We start from the raw sequence: 24,695 nt of genomic DNA, 5'->3' as shown, positions 1-24,695 counted from the left end.
ATGGATAACAATCAAATGCCGAATATGATGCCAATCATGGATAACAATCAACCACCCAATATGATGCCCTATCAAATGCCGTATCAACAGCCCATGATGCCGCCGAATCCGTATTATCAACAACCAAATCCATATCAAATGCCATATCAGCAAGGAGCGCCGTTTGGACCGCAATATACGTCTATGCCAAACCCGAATATGATGCCAATGGATAATAATATGCCACCGCTTGTGCAGGGTGAGGAAGATTGTGGATGCGGAGGAGAAAGTAGACTATATAGTCCACAACCAGGCGGTCCGCAATATGCGAATCCTTTATATTATCAACCAACTCAGTCTGCATATGCACCACAGCCAGGAACGATGTATTATCAACCAGATCCACCGAATGTATTTGGAGAGCCCGTTTCAGAAGAAGAGGACGAAGAAGAAGTTTAAAAAGGCGGGAGTATTCCCGCCTTTTTTGCATTCCTGTTAATTAAGAAAATGAAGTTTTTTTATGAAGTGCTAGAAAATTCCTAGTGAAATATTAACAGTGTAAAAACCTTCTCGGTTACTCATCATAAGAGGGAGCTTTTCAGTAGAGAAGCTCATTCTAACAGAGGGGGTTTTTGTATTGAATACGAAAGTAAAAGTGATTGCTGCTTCTTTGTTAGTTACCAGTGCATTAGCTGCATGTGGTACACCGAAAGATAACAATGCAATGGATGGACGTAACTACAATTACGAGCGTACATCTTATAATGATACACACCAGTATCGTGATAATGTGACACGTAATGATCGTTATACAGATTATGTAACATATAGAAATGGTCGTAACGATACAGGATACAATTATTATCGAGATGTAAATTACAATGGACAAATTGCTAATCCGCATCCAACTCGTAATATTACAATGAACAATTCATACATTAACAATGATGGTAAAACAGCTGAAAGAATAACAAATCGTGTGAAACGTATGAATAACGTAGACCGTGTGTCTACAGTTGTATATGGAAACGATGTAGCGATTGCGGTAAAACCACGTAACACAGTGACAAATGAAACGGCGATGGCGAACGAAATTCGTCAAGCGGTTTCAAATGAAGTTGGAAACAGAAACGTATATGTTTCTGTAAGAAATGATATGTTTACTCGTGTCGATGCAATGAGTACGCGTCTACGTAACGGTACAGTTACAAACGATTTTAATCGTGACATAGTGAATATGTTCCGAGACATTCGTTACGGTTTAACTGGTACAGTGCGATAACAAAACAAAAGAGGAAGGGATAGCCCTTCCTCTTTATTCATCGTTGTCTTGTAAGCGACGTTTTTTAATAAAATAACTAACGGAATAAGAAACTAAAAAGCATATGAAAAGAATACTACCTGTTAAAATAGCTTCAAACAGTGGTCTTTCTGGACTGAAAATAATATAAATAATAGCCATAACGATTCCTACAATAAGGGAGCGGAAGACAAGTTTATAATAAGGAGTTAACTGTATTTCCTTTTCGCCTTCTTCTACATCAATTGAAACACTTAACTGTAAATAAGCAAGTAAAATACTTGTAAACATAAATAATAGCCACAATGGAGATTTCGTAATTTGATCAATGCCTTCAGTGAATCCGATATAGCCTAAAATTCCAACTACGCCAATGTATTGAAAAAGAAAGACAATACGTATGTTTTTTAACATTTGAAGAATGAGGCGTTCATCCTTTATTTTTTTCATAATATTCATCCCCTGCTTATTATGATTTCGCTGTCACATTAATTGTAATATATATATTGCGATTATCAATTTATAATTTACATAAAATAATTTGGATGAAAGAGGAAATAAAATATTTTTATAAACATGTTGCACTTATACTTTATTAATGTTATATTAGCAAAGCGATGAGCTAATTTACGTAAGACGAGAGATATGCTTAAGTGCTAAACACGCGAATGTGGTCGCCTGGTCTCTCGCCGTAAACGCATCAAGACGCCTGCTTTGCAGGCGTCTTTCATTTTATATAAAAGTAAATGATACATGCAGATGAGGTGAATCCTTATCTGCATTTTTTATATTTTCAAAAGAAATGTAATATGGATAAAACCCCCATTTCCGGAAAAACTACTAATGAAAGTTTGATTTTGCCTAAAAGAGGTGAACGGAAATGAAATGGATACTGATTGCGATGCAAGCTTTCGTTATGATGTTTTGTTTCGTTTATGAAACGAATGTGAAGGCGGAAGGGCCAGTACCAGAAGTAACGAAAAAAGAACCTGAGGTTACAATTTTATTAGAGCGTATGTATGTTGATGGCGAAGTAAGCGAAGAAATACTTACAGAAAAAGTGACGGGTTTAGAAAAGTTTTTACAGCAGTATAAAGAATGGCAGCTCGTTGATCGTGATGATGTACAAATTGTATTGCAAAAGAAAGTTGATGATATTTCTCCGTTATTGAAAACGAGCGGGTATTTTGGTGTTTCAGAGGAAGGGATATTACAAATTTTCAAAGGTGTACCGAAAAGTGATAATGCGATCCATTCTTTCTTTCAAATTGATATGAAAAAGCTTGAGAGCTATGAACGTGCGAAATTGAAACGTGGCATTCGTATTAAATCAAAAGAAGGTTTTGTGAAGACGATTGAAAAAATGAAGCAATACGCAGTTCAAAGTAAGAAAAAAAGCAGCTCATGGTGAGCTGCTTTTTTTCTTATTTATTTTTAGCTAAAATTTCTTTTGCGATTTCATCAATTAGCATATCTTTTCCGATTGGATTGAATGCTTTCGTATTGAAGACTTCATTTGATACTTCATATACGTGATTGTTTTTAACTGCTTTATTGTCTTTCCAAACGGCACTGTTTTTGTAGTCTTCGTAAACTTTATCAGCTTCGCCGCCGAAGTTTACAATAAACATTTGATCAGGCTGGAATGCAACTAGACCTTCGAGTGATACTTGCGCCATCGTTTGTTTTAAATCCGTACCTTTTGTTGCTGGAAGTTTTAAGTCATTAAAGATGATGTCACCGTATCCGAAGCTGCCGTATACACGGAAGTTTTGTGGTGTAACTGCAACGAACATAAAGTTCTCATCTTTTGTTTTCTCTTTAATTTTTTTAGATAAAGAGTCTGCTTTCTTATCGTAGTCTGCAATCCATTTGTCTGCTTTCTTCTCTTCGTCAAATAGCTTACCTACTTCTTTAAACTTACCACGCCAGTCTTCTAAGTTTGTTTCTAGAACAACTGTAGGTGCAACCTTTTCTAGTTGATCATAAATTTTTAATTGACGGTTGTTTAAAATAATTAAGTCTGGTTTTAAAGCAGTAACAGCTTCTAAATCAACTTTAGGTGCCCAGTACCAACCTACTGCTTTTACTCCATCTAACTTGTCTGTTAAGTGATTTTGGATTTTATCTTTATATGTATTTGCTGTACCAACAGGTTTGTGTCCAAGAAGTAATAGTTCTTCTGTTGATCCAGATAAGTCAACAATTCTCTTTGGATTTACTGGAATTGTAGCTTCACCTTTAGCATGTTTTACAACTTTTGTTTTCGGTTCTTCTTTTGCCTTCGATTCTTCTTTTTGAGAAGAACAGCCAACGATAGAAAGAACAACGAGCATAATAGTAAATAAAATAAATAGCTTACGTTTCATCCTGATGTAACCCCTTTAATTAGTATTGATAATCATTATCGACTTCTGTATATTAAGGTGCTTTAACCTTTCTGTCAATGGAAAATAACAGAAGTTTCAAGTGGAGAACATTTGTTGGGGCAGTCTCGCTTTTCTATCATTAAATATGTTAAAATGGAATACATGATTTAAGAGGGAGAGATCGTATTTTGTTTGAATATGTTACAGGTTACGTGGAGTATGTAGGGCCGGAATATGTCGTAATTGATCATAATGGAATTGGTTATCAAATTTTCACACCAAATCCGTATGTATTTCAAAGAAGTAAGCAAGAAATCCGTGTCTATACATATCATTATGTGAGAGAAGATATTATGGCACTTTACGGGTTTAAAACACGTGAAGAGCGTTTATTATTTACAAAGTTGTTAGGCGTGTCTGGCATTGGGCCAAAAGGAGCTCTTGCAATTTTAGCTTCTGGTCAAACAGGACAGGTCGTTCAAGCGATTGAGCATGAAGATGAGAAGTTTTTAGTGAAATTCCCAGGCGTCGGAAAGAAAACAGCACGCCAAATGATTTTAGATTTAAAAGGAAAACTAGCAGATGTAGTACCAGATGCATTTGTTGATTTATTCTCAGACACAGAACGTTTTGATGAGAAGAAAGGTTCATCAGCTGAGCTTGATGAGGCACTGGAAGCTCTGCGCGCACTTGGATACGCAGAACGCGAAGTTTCTCGTGTTGTACCAGAGTTATTAAAAGAATCATTAACGACGGATCAGTATATTAAAAAGGCACTTAGTCTTTTACTAAATGGTAAGAGGTGAGTATAATGGACGAACGTCTCCTTTCAGGGGAATCTGCATATGAAGATGCGGATTTAGAATATTCATTACGGCCACAGACGCTCCGTCAGTATATTGGCCAAGATAAAGCAAAACATAATTTAGAAGTATTTATTGAAGCGGCGAAAATGCGTGAAGAAACGTTAGATCACGTGCTTTTATATGGACCACCAGGTCTTGGTAAAACGACGCTTGCGAATATTATTGCCAATGAGATGGGCGTTAATGTTAGAACAACTTCAGGTCCCGCAATTGAAAGACCAGGAGATTTAGCTGCTGTATTAACAGCGCTTCAGCCAGGGGATGTATTATTTATTGATGAAATTCATCGTTTGCATAGATCAATTGAAGAAGTATTGTATCCTGCGATGGAAGACTTTTGCCTTGATATTGTAATTGGAAAAGGGCCTTCAGCACGTTCTGTACGCCTAGATTTACCGCCATTTACATTAGTTGGAGCAACAACACGTGCTGGAGCATTATCGGCACCGCTTCGTGACCGCTTCGGTGTACTTTCAAGGTTAGAGTACTACACAGTAGATCAGCTTTCTGCGATTGTTGAACGTACAGCAGAAGTATTTGAAGTTGAAATCGATTCGTTAGCTGCATTAGAAATTGCAAGACGTGCTCGTGGTACACCTCGTATTGCGAATCGTCTTTTAAGACGTGTACGTGATTTCGCGCAAGTTCGTGGTAACGGAACGGTTACGATGGAAATTACACAAATGGCATTAGAGCTACTGCAAGTAGATAAATTAGGTCTAGATCATATTGATCATAAATTACTGCTTGGTATTATTGAGAAATTCCGTGGCGGTCCAGTTGGATTAGAAACGGTTTCAGCAACAATTGGAGAAGAATCTCATACGATTGAAGATGTGTATGAGCCGTATTTATTACAAATTGGCTTTTTACAACGAACGCCAAGGGGCCGAATTGTAACGCCGCTTGCGTATGAACATTTCGGAATGGAGATACCAAAAGTATGACGGAGATGCCAAAGCTGCTTATTACAGCCGGGATCTCACTCATCGTTGTTGGATTAGCTTGGAAGCTCATTGGAAGGCTTCCGGGCGATATTTTTGTGAAAAAAGGAAACGTTACCTTTTATTTTCCTATCATTACATGTATTGTGTTAAGTATTGTATTATCTTTTATTATGTATATAATAAATCGATTTAAATAAGAAATAGGTGGATATAGCTATGGATATAAATCTGTTTGATTTTCATTTACCAGAAGAACTTATTGCACAAGTCCCGTTAGAAGATCGTGAAACATCAAGATTAATGGTGTTAGACCGTGAAACAGGTGATATTGAGCATAAACATTTTACGGATATTCTTTCTTACTTACATGAGGGGGATTGCTTAGTTTTAAATGAAACGAAAGTTATGCCTGCTCGTTTGCACGGTGTGAAAGAAGATACAGGCGCGCACATTGAAGTACTTCTTTTAAAACAAGAAGAAGGTGATAAGTGGGAAACGCTTGTAAAGCCAGCGAAACGTGTAAAAGAAGGAACTGTTATCTCTTTTGGCGAAGGGAAATTAAAAGCAACTTGCACAGGAACTGCAGATCAAGGTGGACGCCAGCTTGAATTTTCATATGATGGCATCTTCTATGAAATTTTAGATGAACTTGGGGAAATGCCGCTTCCTCCATATATTAAAGAGACGCTGGAAGATCGCGATCGCTATCAAACAGTATATGCGAAAGAAATCGGTTCAGCAGCAGCGCCGACTGCGGGACTTCACTTTACAGAAGAGTTACTTGAGAAGTTAAAGCAAAAAGGCGTTCAGTTAGCATTCATTACACTTCACGTAGGACTTGGAACATTTAGACCAGTTTCTGCAGAGACGATTGAAGAACACCATATGCACGCAGAATATTATCATATGTCTGAAGAGACAGCGGCATTATTAAATCGTGTGAAAGAGAATGGTGGACGTATTATTACTGTAGGTACGACATCAACTCGTACGTTAGAAACAATTGCAACAGATCATGACGGTAAGCTCTGCGCCGCTTCTGGATGGACAGATATTTTCATGTATCCGGGATATGAATTTAAAGCAATTGATGGTTTAATTACAAACTTCCATTTACCGAAATCAACATTAATTATGCTTGTAAGTGCATTTGCAAATAGAGATAATGTACTTCATGCTTATAATGAAGCAGTAAAAGAAAAATATCGTTTCTTTAGCTTCGGTGATGCAATGTTCGTTGCATCTCACGCTAAAATGAGAAACAAATAAAAGGAGTAAGTTATGACAGCAATTCGTTATGAATTTATTAAGACATGTAAACAAACGGGTGCCCGTTTAGGTCGTGTGCATACGCCGCACGGTTCATTTGATACACCAACATTTATGCCAGTTGGTACACTTGCAACAGTTAAGACAATGTCACCAGAAGAATTAAAAGCAATGGATTCTGGCATTATTTTAAGTAATACGTATCATTTATGGTTACGTCCAGGTCATGAAATTATTCGTGAAGCAGGCGGCTTGCATAAATTTATGAACTGGGATCGTGCAATCTTAACAGATTCTGGTGGTTTCCAAGTATTCAGTTTAAGTGACTTCCGTCGTATTGAAGAGGAAGGCGTTCACTTCCGTAATCACTTAAATGGAGATAAATTATTCTTATCACCAGAAAAAGCGATGGAAATCCAAAATGCATTAGGTTCAGATATTATGATGGCATTTGATGAGTGTCCACCATTCCCAGCTACTTTTGAATATATGAAGAAATCTGTAGAGCGTACGAGCCGCTGGGCAGAACGTTGCTTAAAAGCGCATGAACGTCCGCAAGATCAAGGTTTATTCGGTATTGTACAGGGCGGGGAGTACGAAGAGCTTCGTCGTCAAAGTGCGAAAGATCTTGTTTCAATGGACTTCCCTGGTTACGCTGTAGGTGGTTTATCTGTTGGTGAACCGAAAGATATTATGAACCGTGTTCTTGAGTTTACAACACCACTTCTTCCAGATAATAAGCCTCGTTACTTAATGGGTGTAGGTTCTCCTGACTCGTTAATCGATGGCGCAATTCGTGGTATTGATATGTTTGACTGTGTACTTCCAACTCGTATCGCTCGAAATGGTACATGTATGACAAGTGAAGGTCGCCTTGTTGTAAAAAATGCGAAATTTGCAAGAGACTTCGGTCCGCTTGATCCAAACTGTGATTGCTACACATGTAAAAACTACTCACGTGCGTACATTCGTCACTTAATGAAATGTGATGAAACGTTCGGAATTCGTTTAACGTCTTATCACAACCTTCATTTTCTGTTAAACTTAATGGAGCAGGTGAGACAAGCTATTCGTGAAGACCGTCTTGGCGATTTCCGCGAAGAGTTCTTTGAACAGTATGGCTTTAATAAACCGAATGCTAAAAACTTCTAATACATAATTTAAAAGGAGGAACAAAAGATGAATGCAGGTATGATGAATATCGTTATGATCGTTGCGATGTTTGCGATTTTCTATTTCTTATTAATTCGCCCGCAACAAAAACGTCAAAAAGCAGTTGCTCAAATGCAAAGTGAGTTAGCAAAAGGTGATGCTATCGTAACAATCGGTGGTTTACACGGTACAATCGAATCAGTAGATGAGACAAAAATCGTTATTAAATCTGGTGGTTCACACTTAACTTTCGATCGCAATGCGATTCGTGAAGTTGTGAAAAACTAATGTGGAAGGCCCTGCATGAAATGTGCAGGGCCTTTTTTAGTTACTTTGCTTTGACATATTTACACCGAAAATACCACCGAGTGTACTCGCCCCCATTAATGCTAATTGATATAGTAATTGTGAGTTCGATAAGGTTTGAGAAAAGCCTAAATAGTTAACTAGAAAGACGAGTATAGTGAACGTGAGCCCTGTTGTGAAACCTACTAGCCAACCTTTTCCTTGAGCCTTTTTGCCGGCAGTAAATCCAGACATAAGCATAGATAAAAGAGCGAGTATAAAAATAGTAACGGTTAATGTCCCTTCATTTATATTCGTAAACTTTAATAAAAGAGCCATAATCATACTAGTAATAGATGCGAGAATTAGTAGCGTAACAATACCGAAGCCAATTGCAGTTGATAATTTTTTCGTTCCATCCATTTATGCATTCCCCCTTTTTAATACAAGCATATTTTCCTTTTGCTCAAGTTAGACTAGTTTCTTTTTTATAGGGGAGTCTATACGTAAAAAAGGAGATGTAGAAATGGAATGGATATCGGTAATTGGACGGACAATGCTTTTGTATATCATCATCTTAATTATTTTTCGTCTTATGGGTAAACGTGAGATAGGAGAGCTAAGTGTATTAGATTTAGTCGTATTTATTATGCTTGGAGAAATGGCTGTAGTAGCAATTGAAAATACCGATAAATCACTTTGGCATCAATTAGTTCCCATGACTTTTCTTATGTGCATACAAATCATTTTGTCAGTCATTTCATTAAAGTTTCAACGATTTCGGCATTTAATAGAAGGGGAACCAGCAATTATTATTAATGCGGGAAAGATTGATGAAAAAAAGATGAGAAACCAACGATATAATATTGATGATTTAATGATGCAATTAAGGGAACAAGGAGTTGGAGATATTCGGGATGTAGAATATGCTATTTTGGAACCGTCTGGGAAGTTATCTGTCTTTCAAAAGCAAAAAAATAAACAAGATACATTGCAGTTTACGCTTCCTCTTATTATTGATGGAGAAATTCAATCTAGTCATTTACAAATGATTGAGCATACAGATGAATGGCTTATTGAGAAATTAAAAAACTTAGGTTATAACGATATAACACAAATTTTATATTGTAGTTTTCAAAACGGAAAATTTTTTGTTGATTTAAAAGAAAATTAGAGACTTATTCTTTGAAAGAGTAAGAATGATTAGTGTAACTAATAATCAGTGGAGATTACCCCACTGATTAAAGTTTCACCTTATTTCAAAAATGAAAGTTTACGAATGATAGGGAGACGACTTAACTCTTCTTTTCGAATGAGTTTGAAAGTGAAGAGAAGTACGATATAAACAATTGTTGTTAAAGTGATTTCCCATAATGTTTGTATGCCAAGGGCATGAGAGAAAATAATATATTTATGAAGATAAAAACCGAAGGCACCTGCGATACCGATGGCAAGTCCGCCGAAAATATAGTCTTTTGCGTAAATGGTAAATGTAATCTTTTTTAAAACAGTAGCGTAGTGAAGAAATGTTACTGTTACAATATTTGCAGCAATAGCAAGTGCAACCCCCATCATTTGAAATTCTGGCCTTGATGCTAGTACAAAAATAACGATTAATTTCACGATGGCACCAATAAATGTATTCATCATTGCAGCTCTTGCTAAGTTTAAAGCTTGCAAAACAGAGGTAAGTGGACTTTGGAAATAATGAAATAAAAAGCAAGGCGCAAGAAGTTGAATGAATGCTGTTGCACTGTCTGACCCATACATAAGAGTTAAAACAGGAGAAGCGAATACGTATAATATAACGACAGACCATCCGCCGGTAATTAATGAAATTCGAAGTGCTTGTTGTAAACGGTGCTCCACTAATTTATGTTGTCTTTTTGCCATTGCTTCACTAATAGAAGGGACGAGCGCTGTAGAGAGAGCGTATGTAATAAAGGCGGGTAGTGATAAAAGCGGGAATGCATAACCGTTTAATATACCGTATTGCTGAGTTGCAACAGAAGCAGCGACACCAGCAATTGCTAAGCTTTGCATAACGACAATAGGTTCAAAAAAATATGAAACGGAGCCGATTAAACGACTTCCTGTAGTTGGAAGGGCAATATCCATCAGAGAATAAAATGTCCCTTTGCTTTCCTTTACAGTAGTGAAAAATCCAGAGCGTATTGATAAATGTTTTTCTCGCTGAAATAACGTGAGTAAAAATAATAACGATGCAACTTCACCGAGAACAGCTGATAACATAGCGCCGGCTGCAGCGTATTCTATGCCGTAAGGTAAAAATAATTGAATGCATATAGCAATAATGGTAATGCGGACGACTTGTTCTAGAACTTGCGCATAAGCGCTAGGTTTCATGTTTTGTTTCCCTTGAAAGTAACCACGCAAAACAGAAGAAACAGCAATAACAGGAACAACGGGCAAAATGGCCATTAATGGATAGTACGTTCTTTCGTCGGTTAATAATGTTTTTGCTAAAATAGGTGTGAGGAACATAATTCCGATTGTTAAAATAATACTAATAACGGATGTAACAGCTAGTGATACGGTTAATATTTTTTTAACTCTTTGTTTATCGTTCACAGCTTCCGCTTCTGCTACAAATTTTGCGATTGCGACAGGAAGACCAATTTGTGTCAATGTAATTGCTAAAATGAATGTAGGAACGGCCATCATATAAAGACCAACGCCTTCTTCTCCCAAAATACGTGCCATTACTATGCGGTTGATAAAGCCGAGTATTTTTGTAATAAAGCCGGCTATCATTAAAATAAATGCGCCTTTTAAAAAGCTTTGTCTCGTCATGTTCTTCTCCTACCTTCTCAAAATCAATGGAATGATTTACAATAATTTATATGCACGTACGAGACAAGAATGACAAGCATTTAAGAGAGTGAAGTATGATAGTGCTCTTGAAAGTAGTTATTGCTGTCCATTAGAGCGGGAATAAAAGCGACTTTTCGTGCGAAATAAGAAGGAGATGTTATAGATGTTAGATAGAGAGGCTTTGGTAGAATCATACCGCGGACAGTTACAAGTCGTTTTAGAAAGTAAAGTAGAAGAGTTTCAAATGTTCGGCTACGACAGGGTGACAGATGATGACATTTGGAAGTTTCTTAAAGTGAAAAAGTGGAAGAAGATAGACAGCGATGTTAGATTGTATGAATTAGTTAATGACGTATTAACAGTAAGTACTAATGAATATATGACATATTTAACTGTTGAAGCTTACCAAGCGCCACTTTGGTCATTTGATGAATATGAAAATAAATAACCGACTGCAATTGGTTTGTTCTTCCTTTTGCAGTATAATGATAGGTATTGATAATCAGGAAATAATTATGTCTAAGATCATATATAAAGGAGGTAGTGAAGAGAGAAAACAAATAATGAAAGTGCAGGTATCGTGAAAACGTACCGGCACAGCTAGTGATGAGCTAGCAAAATTATAGAAAGGAAGTCTACTAACTAGACGTATCCACACGTGTAAAAGTGAATCGTAAGAGATTTATTTAAAGTGTTAGTAGCGGAAAGAGGGTACATATGGCAAAGCGTGGTACGAGAATTGCCGCCTTTTTCCTCATCGTTTTATTAATCGGTGGAGTAATTGGTGCGGCAGGAAAAGACATAGCAAAAGGAATTAGTCTAGGACTAGACCTTCGCGGTGGTTTTGAAATTCTGTATGAAGTAAAACCAGCCAAAAAAGGTGACAAAATCGATCGAGACGTACTTGTAAGTACAGTAGGTGCTCTTGAGAATCGTGTCAATGTTCTCGGTGTAAGTGAGCCGAACATTCAAATCGAAGGGCAAGATCGAATTCGTGTACAGCTTGCTGGTGTACAAGATCAGCAAAAAGCACGTGAAATGTTATCAACACAAGCGAAATTAACATTCCGTGATGTAGATGATAATCTTCTTATGGACGGAACGGATTTAAAAGGCGGCGGAGCGAAGCAAACATTTGATGAGCAAGGCCGTGCGAGCGTAGGTCTTACACTAAAGAGCGCTGAAAAATTCCGTGAAGTAACTGAAAAAATTTCAAAAATGCCACCACCAACGAATTTAATGGTAATTTGGCTTGACTTTGAAGAAGGAAAAGATTCGTATAAAGCAGAATCTGCAAAACCGAATCCGAAGTTCTTATCAGCAGCAACAGTAAACCAAGTATTTAACCAAGCTGAAGTATCTATCGTAGGTGGAAACTTCACAGTTGAAAGTGCGAAACAACTTTCATCTTTATTAAATGCAGGTGCACTTCCTGTTGATTTAAAAGAAATGTATTCAACATCTGTTGGAGCGAAGTTTGGTCAACAAGCGTTAGAGCAAACGATTTTCGCTAGTGCGATTGGTATCGCTCTTATTTTCTTATTTATGCTTGTATTCTACCGTTTACCAGGACTTGTAGCGGTTATTATGTTAGGTTTATACATTTTCGTTACATTACTTGTCTTTAACTGGATGCATGCAGTTCTTACGTTGCCAGGTATTGCAGCGTTAGTGCTCGGAGTAGGTATCGCAGTTGATGCGAATATTATTACGTACGAGAGACTGAAAGAAGAGCTGAAAATTGGTAAGTCAATGATGTCGGCATTCCGTGCTGGTAACCATCGTTCATTAGCAACAATTCTAGATGCAAACGTTACGACTCTTGCAGCAGCTGGTGTGTTATTCGTTTATGGTAATAGCTCTGTAAAAGGATTCGCAACAAGTTTAATCGTAAGTATTTTAGTTGGTTTTATTACGAACGTATTCGGTACTCGTTTCTTACTAGGTCTACTTGTAAAGAGCCGTTACTTTGATAAAAAACCAGGATATTTTGGTGTGAAACAAAAGGATATTATTCCATTAACAAAAGGTGTAGTACATCCGCCAACGAGATTTGATCGTATTAATTTCGTAAATATCGGTCATAAATTCCTTATTTTCTCGATTGTAGTTGTAATTGCAGGAGCAATTATCTTACCAATTTTCAAATTGAACCTTGGTATTGACTTTGCCAGTGGTACACGTATTGACTTGCAATCAAAACAAGCCGTTACTGTGTCTGATATTCATAAAGATTTTAAAGAATTGAACATTGATGTGAAGGAAGAAAATATTGTACCGACTGGAGATGACAATAAAGGATTCGCAGTTCGTACATTAGGTGTTTTATCAAAAGATGAAATTGCGAAAACAAAAACATTCTTCCACGATAAATATGGTACAGATCCAAACGTAAGTACAGTTTCACCGACAATTGGTAAAGAAATTGCACGAAATGCATTTATCGCAGTATTAATTGCTTCTGCGGTTATCATTTTATACGTAAGTATTCGTTTCCGATTTACGTATGCGTTATCTGCAGTGCTTGCATTATTACATGACGCATTCGTTATGATTGTTATGTTTAGTATTTTCCAACTAGAGGTAGACTTAACGTTTATCGCTGCAGTACTAACAATCATCGGTTATTCTATTAATGACTCGATTGTTACATTTGATAGAAACCGTGAATTATACAAACAGAAAAAACGAGTGCGCGATATAAAAGATCTAGAAGAAATCGTAAATGCAAGTATTCGCCAAACGCTTGGTCGCTCGATTAACACCGTATTAACAGTGTTATTCCCAGTAATTGCACTGCTTATCTTCGGTAGTGAGTCACTACGTAACTTCTCGTTTGCGTTACTTGTTGGATTAATTGTAGGTACGTACTCTTCTGTTTTCGTTGCCTCTCAAATTTGGTTAATGCTTGAAAACCGTCGTTTGAAAAAGGGAAAAAACAAGAAGAAGGTTGAGAAAGTAGAATCTGAACCGCAAGTATAGAAAAGATGATGTCTCTTTATGAGGCATCTCTTTTTTCGTTTGTGGATACAATAAGATAGCAACTTTTTAACAGAAAGAAGATGGAAGAAAGTGGTGGTGTTATCGCTGTTTTTGTTAAAATAAAAAGATAGGTTAAGAAAAGAAGGGATTTTAATTATGGAAAAAGATGAACGTTTTAAACAGGCCGAGTTTGGTGCTATTGTCGGGATCGTTGGTAATATTATATTAGCGATTGTAAAGGCGGTAATTGGTTATATTGGGAACAGTAAAGCGCTATTAGCGGATGCCGTGCATTCTGCATCAGATGTAATAGGTTCGCTAGCTGTACTTTTTGGACTGCGAGCGGCAAAGCAGCCACCTGATGAGGATCATCCGTATGGTCATGGTAAAGCGGAATCGATTTCAGCGATTATTGTTGCGGTATTATTATTTATTGTGGGACTTGAAATCGCGATTTCGTCTATAAAAGCTTTTTCGCAAGAACTAGAACCGCCGAAAGGAATTACGATATTTGCTGTTGTTCTTTCAATCGTCGTGAAAGAAGGAATGTTTCAATATAAATTCCGATTAGGGAAAAGAGTAAACAGTGATGCAATTATTGCAAATGCATATGAGCACCGTTCGGATGTATTTTCTTCAATTGCAGCTTTAATCGGTATTTGTGCAGCTATAATAGGTGGTAAGCTTGGTATAGACTGGCTTGTATACGCTGATCCAATTGCGGGATTAGTTGTTTCACTTCTTGTTGTAAAAATGGCATGGAACATTGGAGCGGAAGCAATTCATGCAACGCTTGACCATGTTCTTCATGAGGAGGATGTTATTCCGCTTAGAGAAGCAGTTCTTCAAGTGGATGGTGTGAAAAAAATTGGTTCTTTATATGCACGGGAGCATGGTCATTATGTTATTGTCGATATTAAAGTGTCTGTAGATCCATACATTACTGTAGAAGAAGGGCACCGTATTGGAAAACATGTGAAAGAAATACTTATGAAACAAGATAATGTACAAAATGTATTCGTACATATAAATCCGTATTCTCCAAATTAAACATCATTAACATTTTAGTATATAGATATTGCATCGTAGTTTGCATTATATTGTCACCCCTTAATCTGTCTTGTATAATGAACAGGTTAAGGGGTGATTTCGTGTTACAACCGAAGACGCGTTGGAAAGAAAAAGAATATAATGACGAGCGAGTGAGTGAATTAGCAAGTAAATTACAGTTATCGCCACTTGTCGTTTCATTATTCCTCGGTAGAGGACTAGATACAGAAGATAAGATTTTAGATTTTTTAAATACAGAAAATCAAGAATTTCATGATCCATTTTTATTAGAAGGAATGGATAGAACGGTAGAACGTGTAAATAAGGCGATTCAAAATGGGGAGCAAATATTAATATTTGGTGATTACGATGCGGACGGAGTAAGTAGTACGACGGTTTTATATCTTGCTCTTCAAGAATTAGGTGCAGAAGTAGAATTTTACATTCCAAATCGTTTTACAGAAGGGTATGGGCCGAACGAAGAAGCGTTTCGTTGGGCGCATAGCGCAGGGTTCTCACTGATTATTACTGTTGACACTGGCATCGCAGCAGTACATGAAGCGAATGTAGCGAAAGAGCTTGGAATAGATCTAATTATTACAGATCACCATGAGCCACCGCCAGAATTGCCAGAAGCACTTGCGATTATACATCCGAAATTAGATGGCGGTGTATATCCGTTTCACTATTTAGCTGGTGTAGGTGTTGCGTTTAAAGTTGCGCATGCACTATTAGGCCGTGTACCAGAACATTTATTAGAGATCGCAGTAATCGGTACAGTAGCCGATTTAGTATCACTTCATGGTGAAAATAGGTTGCTAGTGAAACGCGGTTTAAAACATATGCGTATGACAAGAAATATTGGTTTGAAGGCATTGTTTAAAGTTGCTAACGTTTCGCAAAGTGAAATTACTGAAGAGAGTATTGGCTTCTCAATTGCACCTCGTATTAATGCGGTTGGGCGTTTAGAAGATGCTGCGCCGGCTGTACACCTTTTATTATCAGATGATCCAGAGGAAGCGAAAGAGCTAGCTGAAGAAATTGATGAGCTGAACAAACTGCGAAAAGATATTGTAAAGCAAATTACAGAAGAGGCTATCGCTGAAGTTGAAAATAACTTCCCGCCAGAAGAAAACAAAGTATTAGTACTTGCAAAAGAAGGCTGGAACCCAGGGGTAATTGGAATTGTTGCTTCTAAATTAGTTGAACGTTTTTATCGTCCGACGATTGTATTAAGTATCGATCCTATAAAAGAAACAGCAAAAGGCTCAGCACGTAGTATTGCAGGATTTGATTTGTTTGCAAACTTATCAGATTGTAGAGAGTTATTGCCACACTTCGGAGGGCATCCGATGGCAGCGGGAATGACGCTACATATGAATGATGTAGATGAATTACGTCGCCGATTAAATGAACAAGCAGATGCGATTTTAACAGAAGAAGATTTTATTCCAATTACAGCAGTTGATGTTTTTTGCAAAGTAGAGGATGTAACGCTAGCGGCAATTGAAGATATGCAAAAACTAGCCCCGTTTGGTATTGGAAATCCGAAACCACGTATTGCAGTAAAAGATGCAGAGTTAGAAAGCATTCGCGCAATCGGATCAGATGGTTCTCATTTAAAAATGGCTCTTCGTGATGGACAAGCAACACTGGATACAATTGGATTTGGTTTTGGTGCATATGCGAAAGAAATCTCTCCAGTTGCAAAAGTATCTGTAATAGGAGAAGCATCCATCAATGAATGGAATAATTTTAAGAAGCCACAACTAATGGTACAAGATATTGCTGTAGAGGCGTGGCAATTATTTGATTGGCGTAGTATGCGTAATGCAGAAGCAAATTTAGCAGAACTTCCGAAAGAAAAAATAACAATGGTGTATTTTTCTGAAGAGGTATTGAATAAATTTTCTTTAGAGAGCTATAAAGAAAAGCTCATGCATGCTTCAGAAGTAACGCATTTAGATGATCAATATATCGTGTTACTTGATTTACCAAAAGGAACAGATGAATTACGTGAGCTCTTTAAAGTAGGATTCCCAGCGCGAATTTATACGCTATTTTATCAAGAGAATAACCACTTATTTAGTACAGTTCCGACGAGAGAACACTTTAAATGGTACTATTCTTTCTTAAGCCAAAAAACACCATTTTCTTTAAGGCAATATGGAGAACAACTATGTCGTCATAAAGGTTGGTCAAAAGATACAGTAAATTTCATGACACAGGTGTTTTTTGAGTTAGAATTTGTTACAATAAAAGATGGCGTCATTTTTATGGCAGACAAAAAACAAAAGCGTGATTTAATTGAATCGAACACATATCGTGAAAAAATGAACCACTTACAATTAGAAAAAGAATTGGTTTATAGCACATATCAGCAACTATATACATGGTTTGAAACGATTCGTAATCATAAAGAAGTAGAACAGTTAGGGTAAAGGATTTGTATTTACAAACCTTTTAGATCTGAGGAGGATTCAGAAATATGGATTTCAAGCAACATATCGCAATTGTACCGGATTATCCGAAAGAAGGTATTGTGTTTAAAGACATTACACCTTTAATGAATGACGGTAAAGCATACAAAGCAGCAACAGATGCAATCGTAGAGTACGCAAAAGAAAGAGATATCGATGTTGTAGTAGGACCAGAAGCTCGTGGTTTTATTATCGGTTGCCCAGTTTCTTATGCGTTAGAAGTAGGATTTGCGCCAGTTCGTAAATTAGGAAAATTACCACGTGAAGTAATTACAGTTGACTACGGTAAAGAATATGGTAAAGATGTTTTAACAATCCATAAAGATGCAATTAAGCCAGGTCAACGCGTATTAATTACAGATGATCTATTAGCTACAGGTGGAACAATCGAAGCGACAATTAAGTTAGTTGAAGAGCTAGGCGGAGTTGTAGCAGGAATTGCATTCTTAGTAGAACTTACTTACTTAGATGGTCGTAAAATGTTAGATGGTTACGATGTATTAGTATTAGAAAAATACTAATCACTATATAGGTAAAACTACGGTGATAAAAAGTACCCGTGAATCTCTTGGAGAGGAGCGGGTACTTTTGTATAATTGAACAAAAAATTATGGTGAAATGTCAGTAAAATCTTTTCCTTTTCACAATTCACAATCATTGGGTTATAATGATAGAATATAATTTATTCTATTAAATAAAGATAAAGTCAATTTTCAATAAAAGGTGATTCGATGGCAAATGAGCAGGTACTAACAGCTGAACAGGTACTCGAGAAAGCAAGTCAATATTTAGCGGATGAAGATATTGAGCTAGTGACACGTGCCTATGAATATGCACGTGATGCGCATAGCGAACAATATAGAAAATCGGGTGAACCGTATATTATTCATCCGATTCAAGTTGCAGGTATTTTAGTTGATTTACACATGGATCCAGCTACGGTATCAGCAGGTTTCTTACATGATGTAGTGGAAGATACAGAGATTACGTTAGAAGATATTGAACGGGAATTTAATAAAGAAATTGCTATGCTTGTTGATGGTGTTACAAAGCTTGGGAAGATTAAATATAAATCTCACGAACAACAACAAGCAGAAAACCATCGCAAAATGTTTATTGCAATGGCTCAAGATATTCGAGTTATTTTAATTAAACTAGCTGATCGTCTTCATAACATGCGTACATTGAAACATTTGCCTCAAGAGAAGCAGCGTCGCATAGCGAATGAAACGTTAGAAATCTTTGCACCTTTAGCACATAGACTCGGAATTAGTACTATTAAGTGGGAGCTAGAGGATACGTCACTTCGCTATTTAAATCCACAACAATATTATCGTATTGTAAATTTAATGAAGCGTAAACGTGCAGAACGTGAAGAATATTTAGAGGAAGTAATGACTGGTATTCGTGAGAAATTAGACGAAGTTGCGATACAACCTGAGATTTCTGGAAGACCGAAACATATTTATAGTATTTATCGTAAAATGGCACTGCAAAATAAACAGTTCAATGAAATTTACGATTTATTAGCTGTACGTGTTGTTGTAAATAGTATCAAAGATTGTTATGCAGTGCTTGGAATTATTCATACGTGCTGGAAGCCGATGCCAGGTCGTTTTAAAGATTATATTGCAATGCCAAAAGCAAATCTATATCAATCTCTTCATACGACTGTAATTGGACCGAAAGGTGATCCACTTGAAGTGCAAATTCGTACGAAAGAAATGCACGAAATTGCAGAATTCGGGATCGCGGCACACTGGGCATACAAAGAAGGAAAAACAGCAGAAACAACAGGTACATTAGAGAAGAAACTCACGTGGTTCCGTCAAATATTAGAATGGCAAAATGAAGCTTCTAATGCAGAAGAATTTATGGAGTCATTAAAAATTGATTTATTCTCTGACATGGTATTCGTCTTTACACCGAAAGGCGATGTAATGGAATTACCACTTGGATCGGTTCCAATTGATTTCGCGTATCGTGTCCATTCGGAAATTGGGAATAAAACAATTGGTGCAAAAGTAAACGGGAAAATGGTAACGCTGGATTATAAATTAAAAACCGGCGATATCATTGAAATTTTAACGTCGAAACATTCATATGGCCCAAGTCAAGATTGGGTAAAACTTGCTCAAACATCTCATGCGAAAAATAAAATTCGTCAATTCTTTAAGAAACAACGTAGAGACGAAAATATTGAAAAAGGCCGTGAACTTGTTGAAAAGGAAGTACGTGGTCTAGAGTATGAGATGAAAGAAGTATTAGCGCCTGATAACTTAAAACGCGTCGCTGAGAAATTTAACTTTGCAAATGAAGAAGATATGTTTGCAGCAGTTGGATATAGCGGAATTACAGCTTCGCAAATTGTTACGCGACTAACGGACAAGTTCCGCAAACAACGCGAAGAAGAAGAAATTGTTGAAGTTAAAGAAGTCCGTAAACCGATGAAAATTCGAAAATGGGATTCTGGTGTAAAGGTAAGCGGTGCTGATAATTTATTAATCCGTTTATCGAAATGCTGTAACCCAGTTCCGGGCGATGATATCGTTGGGTATATTACAAAAGGCCGAGGTGTATCAATTCACCGCCGTGATTGTGTAAATGTTCATACAGAAGAAGCTGTAGAACGATTATTAGAGGTAGAGTGGGAAGGTAGCCCTGAAAAAGAAATTGAGTATAACGTTGATATTGAAATTTCAGGTTACGATCGCCGCGGTTTATTAAATGAAGTACTGCAAGCTGTTACAGAGACGAAAACATACATTTCAGCTGTTTCTGGTAGAAGTGACCGTAATAAGATGGCAACAATTAATATGTCAATCTCGATTCGTAACTTACAACACTTGAAAAAAGTAGTAGAACGCATTAAACGCGTTCCAGAAATTTATGCAGTACGACGCATGATGCATTAATAGGGAGTGTAGAAAGATGAGAGTTGTTTTACAACGATCGAAGAAAGCGTCTGTCACAGTAGACGGTGAGATCGTAGGACAAATTCCGTTCGGTTTAACATTACTAGTTGGCATTACGCACGAAGATACAGAAAAGGATGCAACTTACATTGCGGAAAAAATTGCAAACTTACGTATTTTTGAAGATGAGAGCGGAAAGATGAATCATTCTGTACTTGATGTAGAAGGACAAGTTCTATCTATTTCGCAATTCACATTATACGGAGATTGCCGCAAGGGCAGACGTCCAAACTTTATGGATGCTGCGAAACCTGACTATGCAGAGCGTTTATACGATTTCTTTAATGAAGAAGTTCGTAAACAAGGATTACATGTGGAAACAGGAAAGTTTGGAGCAATGATGGACGTTTCTTTGATCAATGATGGTCCGGTGACCTTAATTGTAGAAAGTAAATAGTGTTGATAAAAAAGAGAGGGTTATATAATCCTCTCTTTTTTATACATTGTTGTATGTTTTGTTCATTTATTTGGAATCAATAGCAGTTTCGGTTATGTATAACTCTCTCATCAATATGGAACAATAAAAAGTAAAACATCCATATTGAATGTGAGGGATATACGTATGCGTATGAATGAAAAAGGGCATTCTGTTACAAATGGTGCAAATCAACTGTTTAACGTGAATTTTCATGATTTTATTTCAAAAGAGCAAAACAATACTTCAATGGAGCTTGCTTCCGAGTTTGGGATTTCTCTTCAAGATGTAAAGCGTTTAAAGAAGCAGATTGAACGTTCTTAGAGCACTTGACAATCCTACTTAACAAACGTATAGTAATTTTATATTTACATATGAATATAACCGTTGATAGAGAAGAGTAAATGAGACACACATGGAAAGAGAAGGAATGTCTTAGGCTGAAAACATTTCTGCATGATGACTGATTGAATGACACTCTAGAGGTTTCAACTTGAACGGCATATATGCTTAGTAGGGATGAACGCATATTTAAGCGTTATTAAAAAAGTGGAAGCATACGTGCTTCAATTAGGGTGGCACCACGGGTATAATACTCTCGTCCCTACTGTTTAAACAGTAGAGGCGGGAGTTTTTTTATTTTTATTAAGATTAAAACAATTTGAGGAGGAACTGAATATGTCTATTCAAATCCCACGCGGAACGCAAGATATTCTTCCAGGCACTGTTGAGTTATGGCAGTATATCGAAGGGCAAGCACGCGAAATTTGCCGTCGTTACAATTATAAAGAAATTCGTACACCAATCTTTGAACACACTGAGCTATTTTTACGCGGTGTTGGTGATACGACAGATATCGTACAAAAAGAAATGTACTCATTCCAAGATCGTGGAGAGCGTAGCTTAACATTACGTCCAGAAGGTACTGCACCTGTTGTACGTTCTTACGTTGAAAATAAAATGTTTGGTGATGCGACACAACCAACGAAATTATACTATATCGGTCAAATGTTCCGTTATGAAAGACCACAAGCAGGTCGCTATCGTCAATTCGTACAATTCGGTATCGAAGCAATTGGCAGTAATGACCCTGCAATTGATGCAGAAGTAATTGCACTTGCTGTTGAATTTTACCGCGGCATGGGCTTAAAAAATATTAAAGTTGTATTAAACAGTTTAGGTGACGCAGCGAGCCGTCAAGCACACCGTGATGCATTAATCGCACACTTTGAGCCACGTATCGGCGAATTCTGTTCTGACTGTCAATCTCGCTTAGAAAAGAACCCACTTCGAATTTTAGACTGTAAGAAGGACCGTAACCATGAATTAATGGGAACAGCACCATCTATTACAGAATACTTAAACGAAGATTCAGCAGTATACTATGACAAAGTTCAACAACTATTAACGATGATGGATGTTCCGTTTGAAAAAGATCCGAACTTAGTGCGTGGTTTAGACTACTATCAACACACTGTTTTTGAAATTATGAGTGAGGCAGAAGGTTTCGGTGCAATCACTACATTAAGCGGTGGTGGCCGTTATAACGGACTTGTACAAGAAATCGGTGGACCAGAAATGCCAGGTATCGGTTTTGCAATGAGTATTGAACGTTTAATTATGGCGCTAAAAGCTGAAAACATTGAATTACCACTTGAACATAGCATTGATTGTTACGTTGTGGCGCTTGGCGAAAAAGCGAAAGACCATGCTGCAAAAGTTGCGTTCGATCTTCGTAAAGTTGGATTGTCAGTTGAAAAAGATTATTTAGATCGCAAAATGAAAGCACAATTTAAATCAGCAGATCGTCTAAAGGCGAAATTTGTAGCTGTATTAGGAGAAGATGAGCTAGATAAAGGCATCATTAACTTAAAAGATATGGCAACAGGTGAACAAGAAGAAGTAGCGTTAGATGTATTTGCTTCATACGTAGCAGAGAAATTAATATAGGGGGAACTTACAGTGGCTGAAAGAACACATGCATGTGGAAAAGTAACAGTAGAAGCTGTTGGACAAACAGTTCAATTAAAAGGTTGGGTACAAAAACGCCGTGACTTAGGTGGATTAATCTTTATCGACTTACGTGACCGTACAGGTATCGTGCAAGTTGTATTTAACCCAGAAACATCAAAAGAAGCGTTAGAAGTAGCAGAAACAATTCGTAGCGAATACGTATTACACGTAGAAGGTACAGTTGTTGAACGTGGTGAAGGCGCAATTAATGACAATATGGCAACTGGTCGTATTGAAGTACAAGCAACAAAAGTAAATGTACTAAATGCAGCGAAAACAACGCCAATCATCATTGCTGATGATACAGATGCATCAGAAGATGTGCGTTTAAAATATCGTTATTTAGACTTACGTCGTCCAGTAATGTTTAACACATTCAAAATGCGTCATGACGTAACGAAAACAATTCGTAACTTCTTAGACACAGAAGAGTTCTTAGAAGTAGAAACACCAATTTTAACGAAAAGCACGCCAGAAGGAGCTCGTGACTATTTAGTACCAAGTCGTGTACATGATGGTGAATTCTATGCATTACCACAGTCACCACAGTTATTTAAACAGCTTCTTATGGTCGGCGGATTTGAGCGTTACTATCAAGTAGCACGTTGTTTCCGTGATGAAGATTTACGTGCGGATCGTCAACCGGAATTCACGCAAATCGATATCGAAGCTTCATTCTTAACACAAGATGAAATTTTAGATATGATGGAGCGTATGATGACGAAAGTTATGAAGGATGCAAAAGGTGTAGAAGTTAGTGCACCATTCCCTCGTATGAAATATGCTGATGCAATGGCTCGCTACGGTTCTGATAAGCCAGATACACGCTTTGAAATGGAACTAACAGACTTATCTGAGTTTGCTGCAGGTTGTGGCTTTAAAGTATTTACAAGTGCTGTAGAAAGCGGCGGACAAGTAAAAGCAATTAATGCAAAAGGTGCTGCAAGTAAATATTCTCGTAAAGACATCGAGGCATTAACTGAATTCGTGAAAGTATACGGTGCAAAAGGTCTAGCTTGGCTTAAAGTTGAAGAAGACGGCCTAAAAGGACCGATTGCGAAATTCTTCGGTGAAGAAGATGCAAATGTGTTAATGAGCACATTAGAAGCTACTGCTGGCGACTTATTACTATTCGTAGCAGATAAGAAGAGCGTTGTTGCAGATAGCTTAGGCGCACTTCGTTTACGTCTAGGTAAAGAGCTTGAGTTAATTGATGAAAGTAAATTTAACTTCCTATGGGTAACTGATTGGCCACTTCTTGAGTACGATGAAGATGCAGATCGTTACTTCGCAGCTCACCACCCATTCACAATGCCATTCCGTGAAGACGTTGAGTTACTAGAAACAGCACCAGAAAAAGCACGTGCACAAGCATATGACCTTGTATTAAACGGTTATGAGCTTGGTGGTGGATCACTTCGTATTTACGAGCGTGACGTACAAGAAAAAATGTTCAAAGCACTTGGATTCTCACAAGAAGAAGCGCAAGAGCAATTCGGATTCTTATTAGAAGCATTCGAATACGGTACACCACCACACGGCGGTATTGCATTAGGTTTAGATCGTCTTGTTATGCTGCTTGCAGGCCGTACGAACCTTCGTGATACAATTGCATTCCCGAAAACAGCAAGCGCAAGCTGCTTATTAACAGAAGCTCCAAGCCCAGTTGCAGAAGCGCAGCTTGAAGAACTGAACTTAAAATTAAGCTTGAAAGAAGAGAAGTAAGAATAGGGTCTAGATGGTTATACTATAACCGTCTAGACTTTTTTTGAGAGGTT

At 37.4% G+C, this 24,695-nt stretch carries 23 protein-coding genes, 1 pseudogene and 1 other annotated feature; of the genes and pseudogenes, 20 read left to right on the top strand and 4 right to left on the bottom strand.

The window, feature by feature from the left end; translation table 11 throughout:
• A pseudogene (locus MKY38_RS29140) lies at positions 1-438 on the top strand (peptigoglycan-binding protein LysM); the annotation flags it as partial.
• Positions 439-616: 178 nt separating this feature from the next.
• Entirely contained in the window at positions 617-1,261 is a 645-nt protein-coding gene (locus MKY38_RS29135) for a YhcN/YlaJ family sporulation lipoprotein (protein WP_001093537.1), read from the top strand.
• A 33-nt stretch (positions 1,262-1,294) separates the two neighbouring features.
• Here MKY38_RS29135 and MKY38_RS29130 read toward each other — a convergent pair whose 3' ends face one another.
• On the bottom strand, positions 1,295-1,729 hold the full coding sequence (locus MKY38_RS29130; RefSeq protein WP_006926728.1) for a hypothetical protein: 435 nt from the start codon (positions 1,727-1,729) through the stop codon (positions 1,295-1,297).
• Positions 1,730-2,159: 430 nt separating this feature from the next.
• On the opposite strand from MKY38_RS29130, the gene MKY38_RS29125 reads away from it, so the two are divergent.
• A complete protein-coding gene (locus MKY38_RS29125) occupies positions 2,160-2,690 on the top strand; it encodes a BofC C-terminal domain-containing protein (RefSeq protein WP_114556154.1) in 531 nt (176 codons plus the stop codon).
• A gap of 13 nt (positions 2,691-2,703) precedes the next feature.
• On the opposite strand, the gene MKY38_RS29120 is transcribed toward MKY38_RS29125, so the two are convergent.
• Positions 2,704-3,648 (bottom strand): iron-hydroxamate ABC transporter substrate-binding protein, encoded by a 945-nt coding sequence (locus MKY38_RS29120; protein WP_065222818.1) that lies wholly within the window; start codon positions 3,646-3,648, stop codon positions 2,704-2,706.
• Between the two features lie 188 nt (positions 3,649-3,836).
• Here MKY38_RS29120 and ruvA point away from each other — a divergent pair, with 188 nt between their 5' ends.
• Genes ruvA through yajC form a run of 6 tightly spaced genes read left to right on the top strand, consistent with a single transcriptional unit; the run spans position 3,837 to position 8,170 of the window.
• Complete coding sequence (gene ruvA, locus MKY38_RS29115) at positions 3,837-4,454, top strand: Holliday junction DNA helicase RuvA (RefSeq protein WP_000464511.1); 618 nt, start codon at positions 3,837-3,839, stop codon at positions 4,452-4,454.
• Between the two features lie 5 nt (positions 4,455-4,459).
• Positions 4,460-5,461, top strand: a complete 1,002-nt coding sequence (ruvB, locus tag MKY38_RS29110) for a Holliday junction branch migration DNA helicase RuvB (protein ID WP_000344449.1) — start codon at positions 4,460-4,462, stop codon at positions 5,459-5,461.
• Positions 5,458-5,658, top strand: coding sequence for a DUF2905 domain-containing protein (locus MKY38_RS29105; protein ID WP_114556155.1), 201 nt, complete (start codon positions 5,458-5,460; stop codon positions 5,656-5,658). Before ruvB ends, MKY38_RS29105 begins: the two co-directional genes overlap by 4 nt.
• 19 nt (positions 5,659-5,677) lie before the next feature.
• Complete coding sequence (queA, locus tag MKY38_RS29100; RefSeq protein ID WP_065222820.1) at positions 5,678-6,730, top strand: tRNA preQ1(34) S-adenosylmethionine ribosyltransferase-isomerase QueA; 1,053 nt, start codon at positions 5,678-5,680, stop codon at positions 6,728-6,730.
• 12 nt (positions 6,731-6,742) lie between these two features.
• Positions 6,743-7,882, top strand: coding sequence for a tRNA guanosine(34) transglycosylase Tgt (gene tgt, locus MKY38_RS29095; protein ID WP_000125365.1), 1,140 nt, complete (start codon positions 6,743-6,745; stop codon positions 7,880-7,882).
• A gap of 27 nt (positions 7,883-7,909) precedes the next feature.
• Positions 7,910-8,170, top strand: a complete 261-nt coding sequence (yajC, locus tag MKY38_RS29090; protein WP_000991115.1) for a preprotein translocase subunit YajC — start codon at positions 7,910-7,912, stop codon at positions 8,168-8,170.
• Positions 8,171-8,206: 36 nt separating this feature from the next.
• On the opposite strand, the gene MKY38_RS29085 is transcribed toward yajC, so the two are convergent.
• Positions 8,207-8,590, bottom strand: a complete 384-nt coding sequence (locus MKY38_RS29085) for a TIGR04086 family membrane protein (RefSeq protein WP_000349148.1) — start codon at positions 8,588-8,590, stop codon at positions 8,207-8,209.
• Between the two features lie 103 nt (positions 8,591-8,693).
• Between MKY38_RS29085 and MKY38_RS29080 the strand changes: the two genes are divergently transcribed.
• The gene (locus MKY38_RS29080) at positions 8,694-9,341 is read left to right on the top strand and encodes a DUF421 domain-containing protein (RefSeq protein ID WP_065222821.1); all 648 of its coding nucleotides are present in this window, start codon (positions 8,694-8,696) and stop codon (positions 9,339-9,341) included.
• Positions 9,342-9,421: 80 nt separating this feature from the next.
• On the opposite strand, the gene spoVB is transcribed toward MKY38_RS29080, so the two are convergent.
• Entirely contained in the window at positions 9,422-10,981 is a 1,560-nt protein-coding gene (gene spoVB / locus MKY38_RS29075) for a stage V sporulation protein B (protein WP_000198300.1), read from the bottom strand.
• A 184-nt stretch (positions 10,982-11,165) separates the two neighbouring features.
• Between spoVB and MKY38_RS29070 the strand changes: the two genes are divergently transcribed.
• The 10 genes from MKY38_RS29070 (at position 11,166) to aspS (ending at position 24,642) form a co-directional block, all read left to right on the top strand.
• Complete coding sequence (locus tag MKY38_RS29070) at positions 11,166-11,450, top strand: post-transcriptional regulator (protein ID WP_000886979.1); 285 nt, start codon at positions 11,166-11,168, stop codon at positions 11,448-11,450.
• A 269-nt stretch (positions 11,451-11,719) separates the two neighbouring features.
• Entirely contained in the window at positions 11,720-13,984 is a 2,265-nt protein-coding gene (secDF, locus tag MKY38_RS29065; RefSeq protein ID WP_065222822.1) for a protein translocase subunit SecDF, read from the top strand.
• A 156-nt stretch (positions 13,985-14,140) separates the two neighbouring features.
• Positions 14,141-15,034 (top strand): cation diffusion facilitator family transporter, encoded by an 894-nt coding sequence (locus MKY38_RS29060; protein WP_061457724.1) that lies wholly within the window; start codon positions 14,141-14,143, stop codon positions 15,032-15,034.
• Positions 15,035-15,135: 101 nt separating this feature from the next.
• On the top strand, positions 15,136-17,475 hold the full coding sequence (gene recJ, locus MKY38_RS29055; protein WP_065222823.1) for a single-stranded-DNA-specific exonuclease RecJ: 2,340 nt from the start codon (positions 15,136-15,138) through the stop codon (positions 17,473-17,475).
• A 47-nt stretch (positions 17,476-17,522) separates the two neighbouring features.
• Positions 17,523-18,035 (top strand): adenine phosphoribosyltransferase, encoded by a 513-nt coding sequence (locus tag MKY38_RS29050; protein ID WP_000346215.1) that lies wholly within the window; start codon positions 17,523-17,525, stop codon positions 18,033-18,035.
• A 210-nt stretch (positions 18,036-18,245) separates the two neighbouring features.
• Positions 18,246-20,429, top strand: a complete 2,184-nt coding sequence (gene relA, locus MKY38_RS29045) for a GTP diphosphokinase (protein WP_065222824.1) — start codon at positions 18,246-18,248, stop codon at positions 20,427-20,429.
• A gap of 16 nt (positions 20,430-20,445) precedes the next feature.
• Positions 20,446-20,886: a D-tyrosyl-tRNA(Tyr) deacylase gene (locus MKY38_RS29040; protein WP_001266965.1), complete on the top strand. Its 441-nt coding sequence runs from the start codon at positions 20,446-20,448 to the stop codon at positions 20,884-20,886.
• A gap of 165 nt (positions 20,887-21,051) precedes the next feature.
• The gene (locus tag MKY38_RS29035; RefSeq protein WP_001242605.1) at positions 21,052-21,228 is read left to right on the top strand and encodes a hypothetical protein; all 177 of its coding nucleotides are present in this window, start codon (positions 21,052-21,054) and stop codon (positions 21,226-21,228) included.
• 54 nt (positions 21,229-21,282) lie between these two features.
• Positions 21,283-21,513 (top strand) — a binding site (T-box leader).
• Between the two features lie 69 nt (positions 21,514-21,582).
• Entirely contained in the window at positions 21,583-22,854 is a 1,272-nt protein-coding gene (hisS, locus tag MKY38_RS29030) for a histidine--tRNA ligase (RefSeq protein WP_065222825.1), read from the top strand.
• A gap of 12 nt (positions 22,855-22,866) precedes the next feature.
• The gene (gene aspS / locus MKY38_RS29025; RefSeq protein WP_341050987.1) at positions 22,867-24,642 is read left to right on the top strand and encodes an aspartate--tRNA ligase; all 1,776 of its coding nucleotides are present in this window, start codon (positions 22,867-22,869) and stop codon (positions 24,640-24,642) included.
• Positions 24,643-24,695: the final 53 nt, after the last annotated feature.

Source organism: Bacillus sp. FSL R5-0585 (genome assembly GCF_038004545.1).
Taxonomy (GTDB): domain Bacteria; phylum Bacillota; class Bacilli; order Bacillales; family Bacillaceae_G; genus Bacillus_A; species Bacillus_A cereus.
Note: the sequence above shows the minus strand (reverse complement) of the source record. Positions and strands in the feature narration are given on the sequence as shown.